Here is a 5,307-nt window from a genome sequence, read left to right as displayed (position 1 = left end):
CCCGACCGTACATCGGGAACCACTCAGTGGACGCAAGCACCATGGAACGGTGTGTTATCAAGTCATCGGCTTATTAGTACCAGTCAGCTGCACGCATTGCTGCGCTTCCACATCTGGCCTATCAACCCAGTAGTCTGGCTGGGAGCCTCTCACCCCGAAGGGTATGGAAGTCTCATCTTGAGGCCGGCTTCCCGCTTAGATGCTTTCAGCGGTTATCCATCCCGAACGTAGCTAACCAGCGGTGCACTTGGCAGTACAACTGGCACACCAGAGGTTCGTCCAACCCGGTCCTCTCGTACTAGGGTCAGATCCTCTCAAACTTCCTACGCGCGCAGCGGATAGGGACCGAACTGTCTCACGACGTTCTAAACCCAGCTCGCGTACCGCTTTAATGGGCGAACAGCCCAACCCTTGGGACCTACTCCAGCCCCAGGATGCGACGAGCCGACATCGAGGTGCCAAACCATGCCGTCGATATGGACTCTTGGGCAAGATCAGCCTGTTATCCCCGAGGTACCTTTTATCCGTTGAGCGACAGCGCTTCCACAAGCCACTGCCGGATCACTAGTCCCGACTTTCGTCCCTGCTCGACCTGTCAGTCTCACAGTCAAGCTCCCTTGTGCACTTACACTCGCCACCTGATTGCCAACCAGGTTGAGGGAACCTTTGGGCGCCTCCGTTACTTTTTGGGAGGCAACCGCCCCAGTTAAACTACCCACCAGGCACTGTCCCTGAACCGGATCACGGTTCGAAGTTAGACATCCAGAGTGACCAGAGTGGTATTTCAACAACGACTCCACGAATACTGGCGTATCCGCTTCACAGTCTCCCACCTATCCTACACAAGCCACACCGAACACCAATACCAAGCTGTAGTAAAGGTCACGGGGTCTTTCCGTCCTGCTGCGCGTAACGAGCATCTTTACTCGTAATGCAATTTCGCCGAGTTCGCGGTTGAGACAGTTGGGAAGTCGTTACGCCATTCGTGCAGGTCGGAACTTACCCGACAAGGAATTTCGCTACCTTAGGATGGTTATAGTTACCACCGCCGTTTACTGGGGCTTAAATTCTGAGCTTCGCCTTGCGGCTGACCCGTCCTCTTAACCTTCCAGCACCGGGCAGGCGTCAGTCCGTATACATCGTCTTGCGACTTGGCACGGACCTGTGTTTTTAGTAAACAGTCGCTACCCACTAGTCTCTGCGGCCACCACACCCTTTTTGAGGCAAGCTCATATAAGTGGATGGCCCCCCTTCTCCCGAAGTTACGGGGGCATTTTGCCGAGTTCCTTAACCACGATTCTCTCGATCTCCTTGGTATTCTCTACCTGACCACCTGAGTCGGTTTGGGGTACGGGCGGCTAGAACCTCGCGTCGATGCTTTTCTTGGCAGCATAGGATCACCCACTTTTCATCCGCATCGTGTCTCAGCCTGAATGAGGGACGGATTTGCCTATCCCCCGGCCTACGCACTTGCCCCGGGACAACCATCGCCCGGGATGGGCTACCTTCCTGCGTCACACCTGTTAATACGCTAACCGCCTCAGCATGGGGTCGTGCGCTAGGCCCACCGCATCACCCCGAAGGGATCCGTCAGTGGGATTCAGACACTTAGCACTACTGGATTGGTTGGGGCGGTTCTTCGCCGGTACGGGAATATCAACCCGTTGTCCATCGACTACGCCTGTCGGCCTCGCCTTAGGTCCCGACTTACCCAGGGAAGATTAGCTTGACCCTGGAACCCTTGGTCTTTCGGAGGACGTGTTTCTCACACGTCTTTCGCTACTCATGCCTGCATTCTCACTCGTGTAGCGTCCACGGCTGGGTCACCCCGCCGCTTCACTCGCCACACGACGCTCTCCTACCCATCAACACGGCTGGACCACGAAGGCCTACCAATAATGTCAATGCCACAACTTCGGTGGCGTGCTTGAGCCCCGTTACATTGTCGGCGCGGAATCACTTGACCAGTGAGCTATTACGCACTCTTTCAAGGGTGGCTGCTTCTAAGCCAACCTCCTGGTTGTCTAAGCAACTCCACATCCTTTCCCACTTAGCACGCGCTTAGGGACCTTAGATGGTGGTCTGGGTTGTTTCCCTCTCGACTATGAAGCTTATCCCCCACAGTCTCACTGCTGCGCTCTCACTTACCGGCATTCGGAGTTTGGCTGACGTCAGTAACCTTGTAGGGCCCATCGGCCATCCAGTAGCTCTACCTCCGGCAAGAAACACGCAACGCTGCACCTAAATGCATTTCGGAGAGAACCAGCTATCACGAAGTTTGATTGGCCTTTCACCCCTATCCACAGCTCATCCCCTCAGTTTTCAACCTAAGTGGGTTCGGCCCTCCACGACGTCTTACCGTCGCTTCAGCCTGGCCATGGATAGATCACTTCGCTTCGGGTCTAGGACATGCGACTGAATCGCCCTATTCAGACTCGCTTTCGCTACGGCTACCCCACCCGGGTTAACCTCGCCACATATCGCTAACTCGCAGGCTCATTCTTCAAAAGGCACGCTGTCACACCTACCAGGGGTGCTCCAACGGTTTGTAAGCAAACGGTTTCAGGTACTATTTCACTCCCCTCCCGGGGTACTTTTCACCTTTCCCTCACGGTACTTGTCCGCTATCGGTCATCTGGGAGTATTTAGGCTTATCAGGTGGTCCTGACAGATTCACACGGGATTTCTCGGGCCCCGTGCTACTTGGGATACTCTCCACGTCAGAACACGCATTTCGACTACGGGGCTGGCACCCACTCTGGCCCGCCTTTCAAGACGGTTCGTCTATACGCTTCTGTCACGTCGACCACTCGGCAGAATGGTCAGGAAAGTCCCGCAACCCCCCACATGCAACGCCTGCCGGCTCTCACACACATGAGGTTTAGCCTGATCCGATTTCGCTCGCCACTACTCACGGAATCACGGTTGTTTTCTCTTCCTGTGGGTACTGAGATGTTTCACTTCCCCACGTTCCCTCTACCCGCCCTATATATTCAGGCGGGAGTCACTAGGTCGGCACGCCGCCCAGCGGGGTTTCCCCATTCGGACACCCTCGGATCAAAACTTGCTTATCAGTTCCCCGAGGCTTATCGCAGATTGCTACGTCCTTCTTCGGCTCCAGATGCCAAGGCATCCACCGTTTGCTCTTAAAGACTTGAAATCACATGAGTTCATCAAGAATCGAACCCGAACCGAAGTCCGGGCTGAAATTGACTAATGATCTTTAAGATCATCTACACAAGACAACCCCGAAAGGTCATCTTGAAGATGCTCGCGTCCACTGTGTAGTTCTCAAAGTACGGGCGGCACCCCCCACCACCGACAACAGCCGGCAACCAGGAGGCCCAGAGGAAGAAACACCCACCCCCACCAACCGGCAGGAGCAGCGTCCGGTCCCTCAGGACCCAACAGCGTGCAGGCACCCCGCTCACCAACCCCCACCCTCCAACCACACCCCCCAAAGAGGACGCGGCGTACTAGTAGGAACCAGCTGCGCTGATGCCATGTCAAATGTTCCACCCACGAGCCCCCGCAGAGACATCCGCTCTGCTGAGGTTCCTGCAACCCATACGGGTCGAGGTGCTCCTTAGAAAGGAGGTGATCCAGCCGCACCTTCCGGTACGGCTACCTTGTTACGACTTAGTCCTAATTACCGATCCCACCTTCGACGGCTCCCCCCACAAGGGTTGGGCCACCGGCTTCAGGTGTTACCGACTTTCATGACTTGACGGGCGGTGTGTACAAGACCCGGGAACGTATTCACCGCAGCGTTGCTGATCTGCGATTACTAGCGACTCCGACTTCATGAGGTCGAGTTGCAGACCTCAATCCGAACTGGGACCGGCTTTTTGGGATTCGCTCCACCTCACGGTATTGCAGCCCTTTGTACCGGCCATTGTAGCATGCGTGAAGCCCAAGACATAAGGGGCATGATGATTTGACGTCATCCCCACCTTCCTCCGAGTTGACCCCGGCAGTATCCCATGAGTTCCCACCATTACGTGCTGGCAACATAGAACGAGGGTTGCGCTCGTTGCGGGACTTAACCCAACATCTCACGACACGAGCTGACGACAACCATGCACCACCTGTTCACGAGTGTCCAAAGAGTCCCCTATTTCTAGGGTGTTCTCGTGTATGTCAAGCCTTGGTAAGGTTCTTCGCGTTGCATCGAATTAATCCGCATGCTCCGCCGCTTGTGCGGGTCCCCGTCAATTCCTTTGAGTTTTAGCCTTGCGGCCGTACTCCCCAGGCGGGGAACTTAATGCGTTAGCTGCGTCACGGAATCCGTGGAAAGGACCCCACAACTAGTTCCCAACGTTTACGGGGTGGACTACCAGGGTATCTAAGCCTGTTTGCTCCCCACCCTTTCGCTCCTCAGCGTCAGTTACGGCCCAGAGATCTGCCTTCGCCATCGGTGTTCCTCCTGATATCTGCGCATTCCACCGCTACACCAGGAATTCCAATCTCCCCTACCGCACTCTAGTCTGCCCGTACCCACTGCAGGCCCGAGGTTGAGCCTCGGGATTTCACAGCAGACGCGACAAACCGCCTACGAGCTCTTTACGCCCAATAATTCCGGATAACGCTTGCGCCCTACGTATTACCGCGGCTGCTGGCACGTAGTTAGCCGGCGCTTTTTCTGCAAGTACCGTCACAAAAGCTTCTTCCTTGCTAAAAGAGGTTTACAACCCGAAGGCCGTCATCCCTCACGCGGCGTTGCTGCATCAGGCTTCCGCCCATTGTGCAATATTCCCCACTGCTGCCTCCCGTAGGAGTCTGGGCCGTGTCTCAGTCCCAGTGTGGCCGGTCACCCTCTCAGGCCGGCTACCCGTCGACGCCTTGGTGAGCCGTTACCTCACCAACAAGCTGATAGGCCGCGAGCCCATCCCAGACCGAAAAATCTTTCCAACCACTGAAGATGCCTTCGTGGTTCATATCCAGTATTAGACGCCGTTTCCAGCGCTTATCCCAGAGTCCAGGGCAGGTTGCTCACGTGTTACTCACCCGTTCGCCACTGATCCACCCAGCAAGCTGGGCTTCACCGTTCGACTTGCATGTGTTAAGCACGCCGCCAGCGTTCATCCTGAGCCAGGATCAAACTCTCCATAAAAAATGAATACCACCCACAACCCGGGAAAACAGGTCACAAGCAGCGAGTTCAACCATGACCAAAAACGAATATCAAACTGACATCCATGAATTGATCCAAAAAAGACCCCCACCAACCAGAAAACTGGTCGACAGAGAAATAAATTTGGCATTTGACAAGTGCACGCTGTTGAGTTCTCAAAGATCGGACGCACC

At 55.3% G+C, this 5,307-nt stretch carries 2 rRNA genes; both read right to left on the bottom strand.

Going from position 1 to position 5,307, the window contains the following annotated elements:
• Window positions 1-53: 53 nt before the first annotated feature.
• A 23S ribosomal RNA gene (locus tag ACFRAL_RS17335) occupies window positions 54-3,160 on the bottom strand.
• Between the two features lie 430 nt (window positions 3,161-3,590).
• Window positions 3,591-5,113 (bottom strand): 16S ribosomal RNA (locus ACFRAL_RS17330).
• Together the 16S and 23S rRNA genes form the textbook arrangement of a ribosomal RNA operon.
• Window positions 5,114-5,307 lie beyond the last annotated feature (194 nt).

Source organism: Microbacterium sp. NPDC056736 (genome assembly GCF_042790415.1).
Taxonomy (GTDB): domain Bacteria; phylum Actinomycetota; class Actinomycetes; order Actinomycetales; family Microbacteriaceae; genus Microbacterium.
This window is presented reverse-complemented; position numbering and strand designations above follow the sequence as displayed.